The organism is Shewanella sp. Koi 1 (genome assembly GCF_052907445.1).
In genome coordinates this window covers 36,360-51,610 of sequence record NZ_JBREJM010000001.1, presented here as the reverse complement: position 1 = coordinate 51,610, position 15,251 = coordinate 36,360, and the positions used below count along the sequence as shown (strand labels likewise).

14 protein-coding genes and 1 pseudogene are annotated in these 15,251 nt (G+C 45.2%); all 15 read right to left on the bottom strand.

All coding sequences use genetic code 11. The features are described 5' to 3' along the window. Positions 1 to 3 precede the first annotated feature (3 nt). On the bottom strand, positions 4 to 1,038 hold the full coding sequence (locus ACUZ8J_RS00230; RefSeq protein ID WP_023205118.1) for a virulence RhuM family protein: 1,035 nt from the start codon (positions 1,036 to 1,038) through the stop codon (positions 4 to 6). A 35-nt stretch (positions 1,039 to 1,073) separates the two neighbouring features. Next, positions 1,074 to 1,913, bottom strand: a complete 840-nt coding sequence (locus ACUZ8J_RS00225) for a hypothetical protein (RefSeq protein ID WP_024146389.1) — start codon at positions 1,911 to 1,913, stop codon at positions 1,074 to 1,076. Positions 1,914 to 1,915: 2 nt separating this feature from the next. Continuing rightward, positions 1,916 to 2,470: a hypothetical protein gene (locus ACUZ8J_RS00220; protein WP_023205116.1), complete on the bottom strand. Its 555-nt coding sequence runs from the start codon at positions 2,468 to 2,470 to the stop codon at positions 1,916 to 1,918. Then, on the bottom strand, positions 2,470 to 5,706 hold the full coding sequence (locus ACUZ8J_RS00215; RefSeq protein WP_023205115.1) for a type I restriction endonuclease subunit R: 3,237 nt from the start codon (positions 5,704 to 5,706) through the stop codon (positions 2,470 to 2,472). Before ACUZ8J_RS00215 ends, ACUZ8J_RS00220 begins: the two co-directional genes overlap by 1 nt. After that, the gene (locus tag ACUZ8J_RS00210; protein WP_023205114.1) at positions 5,706 to 6,992 is read right to left on the bottom strand and encodes a restriction endonuclease subunit S; all 1,287 of its coding nucleotides are present in this window, start codon (positions 6,990 to 6,992) and stop codon (positions 5,706 to 5,708) included. Before ACUZ8J_RS00210 ends, ACUZ8J_RS00215 begins: the two co-directional genes overlap by 1 nt. Continuing rightward, positions 6,989 to 8,971 (bottom strand): type I restriction-modification system subunit M, encoded by a 1,983-nt coding sequence (locus ACUZ8J_RS00205; RefSeq protein ID WP_006811354.1) that lies wholly within the window; start codon positions 8,969 to 8,971, stop codon positions 6,989 to 6,991. The genes ACUZ8J_RS00210 and ACUZ8J_RS00205 overlap by 4 nt, the downstream gene beginning before the upstream one ends. A 66-nt stretch (positions 8,972 to 9,037) precedes the next feature. Continuing rightward, positions 9,038 to 9,535 carry a type II toxin-antitoxin system RelB/DinJ family antitoxin gene (locus tag ACUZ8J_RS00200; RefSeq protein WP_023205113.1) on the bottom strand — a complete coding sequence of 166 codons (498 nt, stop codon included), beginning with the start codon at positions 9,533 to 9,535 and terminating at the stop codon, positions 9,038 to 9,040. A gap of 149 nt (positions 9,536 to 9,684) precedes the next feature. Continuing rightward, a complete protein-coding gene (locus ACUZ8J_RS00195; protein WP_023205112.1) occupies positions 9,685 to 10,308 on the bottom strand; it encodes a recombinase family protein in 624 nt (207 codons plus the stop codon). Positions 10,309 to 10,441: 133 nt separating this feature from the next. Then, a complete protein-coding gene (locus ACUZ8J_RS00190; RefSeq protein ID WP_446692767.1) occupies positions 10,442 to 10,825 on the bottom strand; it encodes a hypothetical protein in 384 nt (127 codons plus the stop codon). A 125-nt stretch (positions 10,826 to 10,950) separates the two neighbouring features. Further along, on the bottom strand, positions 10,951 to 11,382 hold the full coding sequence (locus tag ACUZ8J_RS00185; RefSeq protein ID WP_446692766.1) for a hypothetical protein: 432 nt from the start codon (positions 11,380 to 11,382) through the stop codon (positions 10,951 to 10,953). Continuing rightward, complete coding sequence (locus ACUZ8J_RS00180; protein WP_446692765.1) at positions 11,379 to 12,221, bottom strand: hypothetical protein; 843 nt, start codon at positions 12,219 to 12,221, stop codon at positions 11,379 to 11,381. Before ACUZ8J_RS00180 ends, ACUZ8J_RS00185 begins: the two co-directional genes overlap by 4 nt. Before the next feature lie 603 nt (positions 12,222 to 12,824). Next, positions 12,825 to 13,262 (bottom strand): annotated as a pseudogene (locus tag ACUZ8J_RS00175) (transposase); the annotation flags it as partial. 47 nt (positions 13,263 to 13,309) lie between these two features. Then, entirely contained in the window at positions 13,310 to 14,227 is a 918-nt protein-coding gene (locus tag ACUZ8J_RS00170; protein WP_446692764.1) for an IS5 family transposase, read from the bottom strand. A gap of 55 nt (positions 14,228 to 14,282) precedes the next feature. After that, positions 14,283 to 14,450: a hypothetical protein gene (locus ACUZ8J_RS00165; RefSeq protein ID WP_446692763.1), complete on the bottom strand. Its 168-nt coding sequence runs from the start codon at positions 14,448 to 14,450 to the stop codon at positions 14,283 to 14,285. 100 nt (positions 14,451 to 14,550) lie between these two features. After that, a complete protein-coding gene (locus tag ACUZ8J_RS00160) occupies positions 14,551 to 15,201 on the bottom strand; it encodes a MarC family NAAT transporter (RefSeq protein WP_446692762.1) in 651 nt (216 codons plus the stop codon). Positions 15,202 to 15,251: the final 50 nt, after the last annotated feature.

The window sequence follows — 15,251 nt, the reverse complement described above, 5'->3', positions numbered from 1 at the left end:
CGCCTATTTATCTTTTTTGAGTATTGCCTTGAGGGCTGCAATATTAGCAAGTGCGCCTTCGGATTCTTTTAAACGGCGGCGCTGCTGGGCAAAGCGGTCAAACTCCAATTTCGCTTTGTCATCAGCGTCTTTCTTGGAGATTTTTCCTGCACCGTTTAATACATCTCTATCGTTAAAACTCAAGAACTGGTCAAGCTTATCGGCCCAGTCCTGTAAAAATACCTGCTTGCGACGCAGTGCTTGGTCTTCGGCAAAGTCGAGCCACATATTGACGATGCGATTAAGCTCTTTAATTTCGTCTTCACGCAAATAGTTCTTGGCAACAGTAACGTCTGTCTTACGCACTTCATCGCCTTTATAGCTGGTTAAGCCCATATCCGGCTTACTGGCATCCACACGGCTGGCGATAAGCTCAGCAGCCGTCATATGCGTACAAGCATAATGCAGTTTGTTCTGAATGGTTTGGAAGAAGCGGTTGGTCTCTTGGTTAGATGGCTCGTAATCAGCAGCCATGGTAAAGATTTCTTTCACCCGCAGATAAACGCGACGCTCACTAGCTCGGATATCGCGAATGCGTTCCAGCATCTCGTCAAAATAGTCAGGCACCGCAGAGTGACCAACGGGCGGATTTTTTAACCGCTCGTCATCCATGGCAAATCCCTTGATCAGATATTCTTTCAGAATTTGCGTTGCCCATTGGCGGAACTGTGTTCCACGTTGCGAACGAACTCTGTAGCCTACAGACAAAATTGCATCGAGATTGTAGTGGTCGATCTCACGAGATACTTGGCGAGTTCCTTCCAATCGAACTATCCGGAATTTCCGGATGGTTGCGTTTTGTACAAGCTCACCTTCGTTGTAGATATTGATTAGATGCTCATTGATTGTGCGAACGTCCTTATCATAAAGCTCAGCCATTGCAGCCTGAGAAAGCCACAACGTGTCAGACTCAAAACGACACTCAACGCGGGTTTGACCATCAGCACTGGTGAAAAGAACAAACTCACCTTGAGGAGCTTGTGGGATGTTATCGGCCATTGAATCAACCTTCATATGTTACTGATAATGGGCTATTATTTATCCATAGCGGTTACAGAGTTAGCGAGCCTTTTTTCTTTGCCAAACGGGGTCGTATAGAAGCGTTGTTCAATGCCATAAAGCAGTAACTTCAACTCATCGTCATTAGATATTTCAAACTTCTGATTTTCTTTATCGAATTTCAGCTTCTGTTCACCGCAGTAACCGTCGATATAATCAAGCATGTTAGCTTTATCGTCAGCAGACATCGCATCAAGTGTTGCCATAGCAAGGCCAATACGTTTTCTATTAGGTTTTGAGACGCTATCTACGTTGTAGTCATTACCCAACTCTATAAACTGTGCATCTAAAAACTGCTCAACTTCTTCTTTTGTTGCTTCCTTGTACAACTCATCGATACCTTTAAAAATGCTCGAGATCGTTGCCAGATTTTTGAATATCAAGGTATCGGCCACTTTGAAGTACACTGCATCAGGTAAGGCGTTTATTACTAAACGTGTTTGGCTCTTCTCAATTTCTGCGGCTTCACCAAAAACAAGCGTTTTGCGTTTTACGAATAGGCTTGGAGTGATTTTTTGAAAGTAAAAATCATTACCTTGAATTGCAAATAAGTAGGCGATCTTGGCGAAGTTATCTTTGGTTAAGTCATCGTAGTCTTTTGAATCATAGTCTTTTTTTAGCAGTTCAATACAAAACTCTTTTTGACTAAAGCCTTCAATTTTAAACCATGAGTCTTCGTCAAGGTTATGGTCTGGATTGTATGGAATACAGGCATTTAAGTCGATTGTGACGGTATCAAAAAGAGATTGATCAGAAACCAATTTGAAAATGCGTTTTTTTGCTCTAGTTTTTATATGTGCCAGTACATGGTCCATCATTATCCTCGCTCGATAAATGTGTAATTATTGATTCGATAAGCCAATGGTATTTCGATGTCATCTGGCTTCTTGTAGCGCTCTCGGCTAATAAGGAAAATGGCAGTTCCGTTTTTGGTTGTAATGTTATAAAACTCATAACCAAACAGTAAAAACAATGGGTTAAAGTAGAGTGCTTGCGATAAGAGAGTAAAAACAAACAAAACGCCATAAACAAACCACAATGTCTCCCAGTTACCAATGCTCAACGCCACGAAAAAGTAACCCAAATAACTTGGTAGGAAGCTGTTATTGGCATGCTCAATACTCGCTACTTCACCCGCCTTAAAATCGTCTTTACCCAAATACTTACTCAGCCAAATACTCAATCCAGTCGATAAAACAGGGATAAGAAAATAGAGTAAATATGATACTGCGTTCGGAAGTGCTGCTATCCAATCGAAGTAAGCGAAACCACCAAAGAAATATCCGAGTGAGTACCCTTTTTGTACCGCAAAGATAATCACTAGTAGTGATGTTGCATTGAACGTAAGTAAAACCCGAAACGCAGTATTCATTATTTCACCGCCGCCTGTTCTGCACCTTGCTTCATCATGTCAAAAATCAACTCAACATAACTTGCCATAACTTGTGGGTCTTTGAGTAGCGTTCGGGCTATATCACCTTCTTTCAGCAGAGCCTGCACAACGGCTTGCTTCACCGCTTGCGGCAAGTCGCCTTTGAGGGCAATCGACTTGTCGTGCTTTTCTATCTGCTCAACCACAATTGGATTTTGGGTGACACGCGTAATAGTACCGTTGGCAAAGTTTCGGCGACCGGGTTCGTCGCCGACATCGCCAAACAGTTCGTTTAGGCGGCGAATGATATCGGCAAGAAATGCCTGTTCACGATCCGCAGGGTCGTTATAGTTGGGGCGGATAGGTTCAAGTACCTGATTAAACGCTTCTGGAAGCGGCTCTTTGTCGTATTTGATTTTGAATTTTTCTAGTACCAGTGCACTGAGATCGATGTTTTCTGGTGTTACCCCTTTCAATCGACGTGATAGCAAATGAGCAAACGCGGCAAAGTTTTCCAGTTCAGGATCACCAAACTCAATCAATTGCGCCATATAGCTATAGTGCTTCACAAATCGAGCTAAATCTGACTTAAAACGCATTAGTGCTTCGCGCTGCTTGGTGAAATCACTGCGCTGAGATTCTGCGTAGTTCGCCGCTTTTTCATCACCCGCAAGGTGCGCTTTGTTGTATTGCTGATCCCAATGGTTTGCAGCATCAACCAGCTCTTTGAGCTTAACGTTGAACACATCGGTAGGGCGTTGTGTGGCAGCTAGCAGTTTCTTGTGCGCGTGTGACTTTTTGTCAGGTGATTGGCCGAGAATCGATTTACCACGCGCTTGCTTAAACAACTCTAAATCTTGATGGTTGTATATGTTCTGTTCATCCAAAATATCTTTGATGTCATAGATGACGTTCACATCTTGCACTTCATTAAGCTGCGCGCCTTTGTCGTACTTTTTGAACGCATTGAGAATGGTTTGTGGATCGTTAACAAAATCAATCACGAAGGTTGTGTCTTTGCCTGGATAGGTGCGGTTTAGGCGAGACAGCGTTTGCACCGCTTCTACATCGGATATTTTCTTATCCAAATACATGGCAACCAGTTTTGGTTGATTAAAGCCCGTTTGGAACTTGTTGGCGACTAACATGACGCGATATTCGGTTTTCTCAAACTCATGGCGCAGGTCAGCCCCGTGCGTGTCTGGGTTTAAGTTGTACTCGGTGTACTCTTTATCGAAATCAATTTCTAGCGGGTCTTGGCTGTCTTCATCACCCAAATCTTTGCCGGGGACTTTGCCCGAGAAGGCAACCAAGGCTTGGATACCTTCAATACCATGCTTTTTAATGTATTTATCAAAAGCAAGCTTGTATTTCACCGCCTGTGGCCTGCCCGATGTGACCACCATGGCTTTGGCTTCACCTTCCAGTAGGTGAGCGATATTGGCCTTGAAGTGCTTAATAATAAATTCGACTTTTTGGCTGACCGTGGTTGGGTGCAGTGACATCCAGCGCGCCAACGCGCGGCGAGCTTGTTTGCTGTCTACGCGCTTCTCATCCAGATTGTTCTCACCAATTTTGTAGGCTGTATCGTAGTGGGTGTAATTCTCCAGCACATCAAGAATAAAACCCTCATCAATGGCCTGACGTTGGGTGTAGAGGTGGAACGATTCAGGAAGATTGTCATCTGACACTGGTTGGTTAGGGTCTTTCGGGCGGCCAAACAACATCTTGGTGCTGTGCTTGGGTGTTGCTGTAAAAGCAAAGTGCGAGACGTTCTTGGGCATGGCACGCGCTTCTTGCACCTTAGTAAGAATGTCCTCAATACTCATTTGCTCCAACTCTTGAGGGCTCAGGTTTAGCGTGAGCGCTGCGCGTAAACCTTTGGCTGTAGAGCCAGTTTGTGAGGTATGAGCCTCATCAATGATCACTGCAAAGTTACTTTGTGCCAAAGATTGATTGGTCAGAATTGCTTCTAACGCATACGGGAAGGTTTGGATGGTAACAACAATGATCGGCGTGCCTGTTAGCAGTGCTTCTGTCAGCTGTTTTGATTTCGACTCGCTACTCTTTTCGCGGTCAATCGCCTTAATCACCCCATATTGATGATCCAGCTGCTGCACCGCATCTTGCAACTGCGAATCCAGCACGGTGCGGTCGGTCACAATGATTACGGATTTAAAGACCGCTTTACCATCGGTGCTACGCAAGCGAATCAAATCATGGGCCGTCCAGGCTATAGTCGAGGTTTTGCCTGAGCCTGCGCTGTGCTCGCAAAGATACTGCATGCCTGCACCGTTTTGGCGGGCATCGTCAATCATCTTGTTTACCGCATCAAGCTGATGGTAACGGGGGAAAATCTGCGTCTCTTTACGCTCAACCTTGCCATTGCTATCGGCAACCTCTTTGGTTTCGACATACACAAAGCTGTAGAAAATGCGTAGCCAATTATCTTTTTGGGCAATTTCTTGCCAAAAATAGCTGACCGGATACTCTCCATCTTCACCCGGCAAGTTGATGTGTACGGGCAAATCAGAGGTAGAACCATCATGGCCTTTATTGAAGGGCAGAAAATAGGTATTTTCTCCCGCCAGTTTGGTCGCCATGGCGATTTCTGTATCAGACATGGCAAAATGTACCACTGCACCGCGTTTAAAGGTTAACAGCGGCTCTTTACGCTTGGTTTTTGGGTCAACGGGCAGACGATCCTCTTTGTACTGCGCAATCGCCGATTCTAGCGACTGGGTAAAATCGGTTTTTAGCTCGGCGGTGGCAACGGGTAGACCGTTGATAAAGAACACCAAGTCAATTTCCCACTCGCGAGTCGGGCAATATTTCAGTTGGCGCACCACGCGCAAAATGTTGTGCTCATAACGGGCTATACGCTCTTCATTGCGCGCATCTTCGGGTTTGCGTTGGCCCATGGCAATCGTGCCGCAACCTGCAATGGTAAAGCCTTTACGCAGCACATTAATGGTGCCACCTGTTTTACTGCCAGCTTTGTGGGAAGAGAGGGCTTTTTCCAAACGCTCCAACAGCACCTGCTCGGCATTCACACCATGCAGTTTATTCAGTTTGTGCCAGGCATCTGGCTGGGTGGCCTTTACCCAATCCATGACATCTTGCGGGTAAAGGGCGCGTTGCTGGTCATAGTGGCAGGAATGGCCTTCTTTCCAGCCATTGTTCACCAACTGCTCGGTAATATATTGTTCAAAATGCACTTCATGATGTGCAGCCATTACACCGCCTCCCTGACGTCTATTTTTCCTGTGACAGCCGCGTTGATCAGCGATGTGCGGTGTTCTTTTAGAAGATCAATCGATTTATCAGTCTCTTGAATCAGTAAATCAATGTTTATCGTTGCTGCACTCAAGTAATTCGTTATTGTCTTTTGCTCATCAATTGGTGGGATAGCAATACTTGTATTAGCTAGTGAAGGAATGCTCAGGTTGTAGTTACCTACCGATGTTCTTGACTGAAATGTTAATGCTTGACGAACAGATAGTGAGTTCATCGCTTCTACTAAGAAGCTAGTATCCACTCCTCGCTTTGGTGTTAACTTTATTAGGTACGACGCAAATAAATACTGCCCATTTGAATCAAAAAGCGCGCTTTGGCCGACCAGATTAGGGTTACCGTTAGTTCTGATGACTAAAATGTCGCCTCTTGATAAAAGATAAGTTAAAGCATCAACATCACTGATATTTGCATATTTGAGATCTTCAAAATCAACATTGGTACTCTTGATGTTTGGTATCCTGAGAACAGGATAGCCAACATCAGACTGGTTACAGTCTTGAGAGGTTCCATACATAAAGTTGGAGCAAATATGCTTTATCTTTTTGACTTCCCAATGCTTCGGCACTTGCCCAATCCACTCGATGCCAGAGTCCTGCATCTCCACATTGGGATTGAGCCCCTTTGTGACCACATGGCTGATCAGTGCTTGGCGTTTTTCTTTGAGCAGCTTAATAAAGGTCTGCTTTTCCTCGATCAGACTGTCGATGCGCTGGGTTTCGCGATCAAGGAATGTGCTAACCTGCTTCTGTAATGAAATATCAATCAGTGGAACAGGTATTTCTAAAAGATCACCAGCTGTTAGGTTCTGACGAACTCCTCCACCCAGTTTGTTATAAATATTGGTTAGGTATAGAGCAAAAAAGTACCAGTAATAGAACCTTGGGTAGATGCTATTTGAACTCGCTGAAACACGGATGTATGCAGGGCTCATTATTCCTCGTTCATGCACAATCCCCACTCGGCTAGTCTTTATATTTTCAAGATCTATGAGCTTAAAAACTAAGTCATCTTTTTCAAAAATCTGATAAACAGAGTAATCAGAAGATTGAAGTCCTTGTAAATCGTCTAACGAGCGGTTTATGACACCTTTCATTGTTAGTGCAAGACGATTAGATTCTTTCATTCCTTGATTGATTTCTTTGCTACTCGTAAATAAACGTTTAGCTGGTACTGAGTTCCATTTCGAGTCAGATACGAAAGCATCTACTATGTTGCCAGCATTCATTCCGCCACCTCATTCAGCAGAGCCTGAATGCGCGCTTCACATGCTTTTAGCTCACGATCAATCACACTCAACTCGCGTGGTGGCACGTATTGGTAGAAATAGCGGTTAAAGTTAATTTCATAACCGACAATGCCCACTTCGCCGTCTTTTTCATCACGCACTGAGTGATCAATAAAGGCATCCGGTACATGTGGCAGCACCTCTTGTGCGAAGTAATCTTCAACGTCGCGGTCAAAAGGAATGCTTTCGGTGTCTTTGAGTTTAGGGTCGGCGATCACTTGGCCTTTTTCATCCAGTGCAGGCTCAAATTGCGGATCAATTTTTACAAAGTGCGCAGTTAAGGCCGTAGCCAGTGCTTTTGAGCACTTACCAAAGTCACCCTTATTGTTATTCTTCTTAACCGCCAAACGTGCCCATTCATAAGGCTGAAGGCCAAGGTTATCGGTGAGGTATTGTACCCATGCCGCTTGTTGCTCTGGTTTGAGTTTTTTAAACGTATCTTGCTGCACAAATGCAGCAATGCCCGCAGCGGTAATATCTAGTTTGGCACGCAGTGGACGCTGAATGGTGACTTTACGGTAGGCAAAATCAGTAGTCTGGAAGATCTTACAGTTGTCACTGGCTTCAAAGCCATCGTACGCACGGACAATATCGTCAATCTGTTCATCACTCAGGTACTTACGCTTATCGCCTTGCGATTTACGCATGGGAGTCCAAATATCTGCCAAGTTAATCAGTTGCACCTGATTCTTGCGTCTTGGCTCTTTATGGTTAGTCAAAATCCAGATGTAGGTGCCAATGCCGGTGTTGAAGAACATATCGGTTGGCAGGGCAACAATCGCTTCGACTAAGTCTTGTTCTAGCAGCCAACGGCGGATTTCTGATGGGCCTGAGCCTGCATCGCCATTAAACAGTGGCGAGCCAGAAAGGACTATACCCACTCGGCCACCACCATTTTCCGGCGTTTCCATTTTTGATACCAAGTGCAGTAAAAACAGCATTGAACCATCAGAAATACTCGGCAGGCCTGGCCCAAAGCGCCCGGCGTATTTGAGCTGTTTGTGCTCACGTTCTACTTCTTTCTTGGCTTTTTCCCACTTAATGCCAAATGGCGGGTTGGCAAGGCCGTAGTGAAACTTGTCGGCACGTAACTGATCGTCTGATAAGGTGTTGCCTTGCTTGATGTTATTGGCATCAAAACCGCGGATCATCATATTGGTCAGCGCCATGGCATGGGTCGCGGGGTCGAGCTCTTGACCAAAAGGCACGACTTTAGCGCTGCTGCCCATTTCTTCAATTTGGCTAATGGCATCGGAAAGGAAACCGCCCGTGCCACAGGTTGGGTCATAGATGGTGCGGATCACACCCTTTTCACTAAAGATATCTTCATCCGCCGCCAGCACCAGTTTGGTGGCAAGACGCACGGCATCACGCGGGGTCATAAATTCCCCGGCCTTTTCATTAACCGAACTGGCGAACTTTAGAATCAGCTCTTCATAAGCATCTGATAATACGCGGTCAGACACTACATCAGGATGCAAGTCGAGGTTGGCAAAATGGTTTACCATGCGATACAGCAACTTGGCTTTTTCCAGATCTTCTATGGTTTGACCAAATTTAAACTCATCAAAGATGGTACGAACGTTTTTGCTGAACTGGCTGATGTAGTGTTCTAGGTTGTCGCCGGTGTCTGACGCGCCTAAGGTTTCTAGGCTATATTCACTGGTGTTGTAAAAGGCGAATCCCGCAATTTCTGGCAACACTAAACCAAGGTCTATGCCGGATTGTTTTTCGGCCAGATAGAACTTACGAACTTCCTCACGGGTGGGTTCTAACACGCATTCAATACGACGCAGTAGCAAAAATGGCAGGATAATCCGCGCAAAATCGGTGTGTTTGAAATCACCCCATAAATCATCTGCCATACGCCAAATAGCACTGGAGAGTTTGGCGCTTTGTTCTTTGTCTTGTAAGTTCATTGATACTACCTAAATGAAGTTAAATCGTTAAAAAATCAGTGTATTGTTTGGTTATTATTTTGCGTTCTAGCTAAAGATGGCTTGCCAACGGCAAAATGCAGAACGATGTCTGTCGGTCCATTGGGTGCAAATAACATAGGTTTTTTCATCTCGCTGGGCCACTTTAGTGGTGGAGTAGCGGTTTCGCTCTTTGGCATCTTTGGCTGCACTGCGAATGTCTTCTGGCCGTGATGATTTAGCCAGTTTGAGCACGGGGAATGACAACCCAAAAATGTTGCGACAATAGGTTAGCTGCGTGAGGTTTTCTATTTCACTCAGTGGTAGAGCATGTTCAACCAAGTCTTGGATAGCTTCGGTTATCTCTGCATTTCTGATATTGTGTTGCGTTTGTGCAACTTCCCGTGTCTCTACTTCATTTTCAAGAGCAACAGAAAACGGAAAACCTTTGGCTTGAACGGATTTAGCTAAAAAGACGTTAATAGCCTGCTCAATAGGTAAGCCCAACTCAGCAAAGATACTCGTGGCTTTTTCAAGCAGTTGAGGGTCTATATTGGTTGCCTTCATATGACTCACAAAACCTACAAATTGTAATTTTTGTATCCTATAGGCTTTGCATTTTCACGGCTAGCAATAAAGTCAAAAAATGAGAAATAATTGATCTTAAAAGACTTAAAACAGGCTAACAAATCAGCAGTTACACTTGTCATGCCCTGCTAGTGAGAGGATCTTATCACTTTCGATATTGATGCAATCAGGTGCCGCGAACACCCCAACATGTCCTGAATGTCACTATAGCTATGGCCAGTCTTCAATAGGCTGGCTATGTGCTGATGCCGTTTAAGGTCAGGCTGACGCCCATTGTATTTACCATCGGATTTAGCCTTTGCGATTCCCTGTGATTGACGACGTCGCCGGTCATCATAATCTTTGCGAGCAACGGCAGCGAGCATGTCCAACATCATGGCATTAACCGCTTGTAAAATCGCACCGGTAAAGTCAGTTTCGCTATGTTGTTGTAAAGCCAGCCAACTGGTAGGAAGTTCTGGTGAAACAATGGCTAGACGTTTGCTGGCCAGCTTTTGTTTCAACGTATCCCAATCACTTTGTTTGAGCCGCGCCAGACGGTCGATTTGTTCAACCAGCACAATGTCACCCTCGCCTGACTCAGCAATCAAACGCATCAACTCAGGTCGGTGCAAAGTGGCGCCAGAAACATTCTCTATATAAAAGGCAGCGATTCGCTGGCCATGCTGAGTAGCAAACTGAATCAAGGACTCTCGAGCCCGTTCAGCATTTTGTTCTTTGGTTGATGCGCGAAGGTAAGCTCGAATGAACATCTAGGTCTCCACAGTCTGTTATAGGTGGTGCTTTATCTCTGGTCTGGTTTAGGTGGTTCTGTTGGTAGTAAAACCAGTCTGATGGCTAGTTCCGTTGATGTGTACTCAAAAGGAACCAGCTAAGGGCCAAAAATCAGTCACCAAACCCAATATGGTTTCGGTAGTCGTAATCAAAGCTATCCGGGAAAACGGAAAGATCAGGTTTCATTCGCTTATGACGACTTGGCATAGGGTAAGTTCTATTCAACTCCATCATATTTCTGACAAACGCAACGAATAGATAGCCAGCCCAAAGTGCCAAGGACATTTGCCAACACAAATAAGTAAGTGCACACCAAAATGGTACGGCTAACCACCATCTGCGTTGGATAAATCTGAAAGCTTTAAAGCACCAAATGGACAATGGCAAAGCAGCGAGCAAGAATCCCCATCCAGAGTCTTGAGCCAGCATCAATCCGAGTAGCAGAACACCAAGCAACATTATATTTACTAAATCATTTTTGAGATTTTGAATCATGTTTTCCCTCCCACTTTTCGGCTTGAGGTTTGCCTTGGCCTGACAATTTCTGGTTGGCTCTATAGCTGTAAAGACACCAGAAGGTGACCAAACTAAAAAATAGGAATAGCCCAAGCATTCCCCACTCAAATGCAGTCATAGCAACCTCCGCTCACTCGAATATCCAGTCCTTGCACACTGAATAACTTGGAAAACATAAAATCAGTCATTTCATCGAGTTCAGATGGTTCGAATTCAGGCACAGTAAGAGGCATACCGAAATACTGAAGGTTCCGGTAGGATGATGGCTCGAAAATGCCTTGCGGGTAGCGGTCGAACGTGTTGAAAGCCTGATTAAGTCTAAGATCAACAGTCCAACCGCCTGGAAGCTCAATCCAGCTATGGGGATAGACTAGTTCTCCCGTGCTCTTGCATTTGACACATCCCACTCTAGGCTGATGAAACACCGAATTTCTCTTCAATAGATGACTGATCAGGTAAGTAAGAATTACGGGGTCCGTTTGGACTTCATCCATCGCCAAAACAATATTGTCTAGCTCCTGATATTCACTCTTCATAAGGCTGGCTCCTTAAACAGCAGTTGCTTCCCTTGCTCATACAGCACTGGATATGGGAGAGATTTGCCATCCTGAACAACATGGTTTGGTGGGTAATAGATCACCATCCACGATGGCAATGCAGCACTGACGGCTCTATAAAACTCATCAATTGGAAAGTCTTTTGGGCCTGACTGGCGGAAAACAAAGCGAGAATAGTTCTTCAGGTGATTAGCAGCGATGTTATAGCTTTCTGACTCACCATCTTTAATGTAGAGCGGGCTCTTCCAGAGATAAGGAGTCGTAATGTTGTAAGCAACCACACATTGACCAATACCGCATCCATGCTCAGCGCTTTCAACAGACCAAAGAATCATGGGATGACCATCAATTTCTGGCGTTTCTACATTACTCAGTTTAGTGACATTCAATGCCATATCATCGGCCACATGCTGGATAGCCTGCTCGACAAGATGCACATATTTCTCATAAGCCTGAGATTCTGAGGTAGCAGCAGATGCGGGCATCCATCCCATTAGACTTGGTCTAGCCGAGGGATTGTCTGGTGTCATCATTATATCGGTAGCGTTAAACGCGAACGTCTGCGTACCAGAAAGACGCCGAAGCGGATAATCAAATGAAGTCGTTAGCCTGGCGAGATCAAGCAATGGAACCAACATCCCCTTACTATAAGAGTGGGTACCATCGTGGGAATCTCTCAAATCCAAATCGTAGATGCCCCCGGCTCGCGCTAGATTTAAAGCCCGAGATTCATCTTGAGCATAATGACGGGGTCCGGTTACGCAACCAGACAAGGACACACATAAAGCGATTAATGATAAAGATGGGTATTTTTTCATGATTACCTCCTGCTTTATAAAGATTCGCATGGAGGCAGAAAAATGCAAGATAATTAGTTAATTTATTATTTAAAATCAATAGTTTGTACTGATAAAGCAAATTTCAAAATGAGTAACAATACAGATAATAATTTTGTCCCACTCTCTTTGGGGCAGTTGATCCTTCGAGACTAGTTTTTAAGCTGTATGCTAAAGCGTCATAATTTGCATCACTTGAAGTAAAAGAATATTCCAATAGCATGCCAAAATAAATGCTAACTGTAGTGGCATAGTGAATTTGGCCACCTGATTAGAGCTGTTATGATTGCCCCCATTGCAGCAGTAGGTGACGAAATGGCAAAGAAAAAAGGACCGAATTTTAGCCCTGAATTCCGTCTGGAAACGGCTCAACTGGTGGTTGACCAAGGCTACTCCCAGAAGGAGGCCACACTAACAATGGCCAAGTGTCAGATCAGGTCTGAGCTAGTACATCTAATTTTCTCATACCTAACCAAATATTCCGAAAGTGATCCATACACCTTCCTCTGTTAGTTATTGATTATCCTTACAGCTTTGTTTTCTATATCGACTCAGCGAACGAAGCGCCCTAAGATTGTTCCATTATTAAAATACATAATGAGTTTCAGGCATTAGCTAGCTCTGTGAGCTTGTTCAACGCCCTTATCATCGCCTACCTGACCGTTATAATTTCGCAGGCTTAATCTGCCACCTAGTAATTGCTTCACCCTGTACATGGCCGTTTCTGAGATTGACGGACGATGATGATACCCATAGCGCTTCTTCCACTGTTTATTTGAACCATAAAGTTGTTGCCAACAGACCGCTAAGTTACGTGGATGTCTTTGTTCCCAGAGCACTGCCCCTTCCCGAGGTAGGATGAGCACAAAAGCGCGTTTTCGACGAACGGCATCATGACAGGCCCTCGTGTCGTAAGCACCATCACCAGAGATATGCGAGTTCTGCACCAATAATCTCGTGAGTATGTGTATCAACGGCAATGAGTAGTTTACGCCACACTTGGCGTTTACCATCGGCGTTGTTGATCAAATCATTGCGCGGATAGCAACTGCCCCAAGGTCTTGCTCGGTTTAACGACCAGCGCCCCTTGAAGGCATGCCCAAGCTCAGCATTTTATTCATGGCCTTAACTCCGGCTAAGGCTTCGCCAACCTGAGCATTGTAGTCTCGCAGCGTCAGGGTCGGGCTTATCAGTTGTTTGTATCGGTACATCGCGGTTTCCGCTAGCGACCTTTTTCCGTAGTCATGTAGCTGCTTCCAGTCTGATAGACTGCCTGCTTTGAGCGCATCCACAGCCTCATTGCGAATATGCCCTTGGGACCAGTAACCCGCATTCGACCTCGGCGGTATCACTGCTTTTATCCCTTTATTTTTAAGCAGCTTATGGCAGGCTTTGGTGTCATAGGCGCCATCGGCAGAGACTTGCTCGATGCGACGACGCAGCGGATTGAGTAAGGTGCCCATCACTTCGTTGTCGCCGACACTTTCAAGACTGACCTCAGCCGCAATAATCGCATGAGTTTGGGCATCGACTGCCAAATGCAGCTTACGCCAGACGCGGCGCTTTTCTTTGCCATGCTTACGGATTTTCCATTCGCCTTCGCCAAAGATTTTCAAGCTAGTGGCATCGATAACGACATGGGCAATCGGGCCATGACTCGGCGCTCGGTAGGCAATTTCCACGGTTTTAGCCCGCTTGCTGAGACAGCTATAGTCCGGTGAGGCTAAGGGAACATCCATCAGCTTAAACAAGGAATTAATGAATCCTTCCGTGGCGCGCAACGATAAGCCAAAGACGCTTTTCAGCATCAGAGCGACTTCAATCGCCTGGTCAGTAAACTGAAAACCGCGCCCCCGACCACCATGATGCTGATGATATAACCAGCCTTTAATGGCTGCGTCATCCATCCAAAAGGTCAATGAGCCGCGATTGCGTATACTCTGGTTGTACTCAGGCCAGTTGATGATTTTGTGCTTAGCTTTGCCCATGATGTCGCTCTGTCAGTCTGTGCTGAAAGATCTGATCACCGCGGGCTGAAATGGTTCAAAAGGATTTAGTCAACAACGCCCCTGTCATATAGCCGAATTTCTTCAGTCCATCGTCAACTTCAGCTTCCGCTTGTAGCGGATCGACAGCGGTTTCTTCGGCATATGTAAGCGGCAGAAACATCGCCATTACCAAAGTTGCTGCTTTTATCATTCTTTGCGCCATACCAGCTCCATCTCTTTCTAAAGGTCCGATTTAACCCGGATTTAAGCATAGCACTGAGCAAAATGTGCACAATAAAGAATATTACGACAGCTCGCTATCATCACTGCGCGCATAACGTCAGGAATGCAGGATCTGTCAGCAACTCTTTCACGCCATTAATCATAAATTGCATTCCCATACTGATAAGCAAAAAGCCCATTATGCGTGTGAGAGCATCTATCCCTGCTTTCCCCATAAACCGGCAAACAGGTTGTGCCATTCGTAACACAACCCAGCTAGTAATGCTTACCAAAGCAAAGGCCGCCACCATACCGGCATAAATCGGTGTTCTGTCGTAATCATTTGGAATATCAGAAATCTGCGCGGCACCACTAATGACCAATGCCATGGTACCAGGCCCACACATGCTGGGTATGGTTAACGGAACAAATGCAATATTGTCATGTGCTTGCTGGCCAGTATCGGCCGTTGGCGATGGAAATAGCATACGAAACCCTATCACCCCGATAATTAGTCCACCTGCTAACCTCAGGCCCGGGATAGAAATCCCAAAGGTGTCCAAAATTGATGATCCAATAAAAAAGGTGACGCATAGCGTTACAAATAGCCAAATAGACGCCATATTGACCTGTTGCCTAACATAGGCCGGATCCCGACCATTGGTTAAGCCAAGCAGTAAAGTGGCCGTTGTTGGAGGATTAACCATTGGCAGCAATGCAGTAAATGCTAGTATTGTGACTTGTAAAAACATTGCAAAAAGCTCCAAGTTAAGACAAAAAAGAGGGCTTAATCACCCTCTTT